The organism is Adlercreutzia sp. ZJ242 (assembly GCF_011038995.1).
In the GTDB taxonomy this organism is placed as follows: domain Bacteria; phylum Actinomycetota; class Coriobacteriia; order Coriobacteriales; family Eggerthellaceae; genus CAAEEV01.
In genome coordinates this window covers 1-633 of record NZ_JAAKEE010000109.1, presented here as the reverse complement: position 1 = coordinate 633, position 633 = coordinate 1, and the positions used below count along the sequence as shown (strand labels likewise).

Annotated in this window: 1 pseudogene; it reads left to right on the top strand. The window is 56.6% G+C overall.

What is annotated here, in order from left to right:
- Positions 1 to 345 (top strand): annotated as a pseudogene (locus G7Y49_RS12005) (hypothetical protein); the annotation flags it as partial.
- Positions 346 to 633: the final 288 nt, after the last annotated feature.

The window sequence follows — 633 nt, the reverse complement described above, 5'->3', positions numbered from 1 at the left end:
TTCCGCGTGCTCAAGTCCACGATGGAGGCGCGTCCGGTGTACGTATGGACGGGACCGCACATACGCGCCCATTTTCTCGTCTGCTATGTGGCGCTCACGATCATGCGACTCATGCAGGCCGATATGGAGCGCGCAACAGGCTCGCGCCCCTCGGCGCAAGCTGTCGCCGACGCTCTTTCCAGCATGACGGGACATCGCCTCGACACAAACGTCTACCACTTCGACTACCGCACCGACCTCACCGACGCGCTCTGCGACGTCGTTGGAATTGACCTGTCCCGTCAGGTCATGACCAAATCGCAGATGAGCAAGGTGATGTCGGTTGTGAAAAAACCGAGAAGCTAGGCTGTTCCACTACAGAAAACGTCATGAGAAGAGAGGCTGTTTGCCCAGGTCACATGGGATAAAAAGTCTCTTTTATCTGCAAAACTTGGGTTGTAGCACGGGAAGCCCCACGGCAAGAGAAGCCGCACGAGAACGGCCGCTGCCTCCGAAAAGCGCAAGGCGGCGAGCCTCGCATGCGCGCATGTCCAGCTGGTGATTCCTACGCCAATTCCTGAGCACTGTTCCGCAATATACTGAGCACGATGACGCTAATTCTTAAGCACAAGTGTGCTTATTGCTGAACGCTCC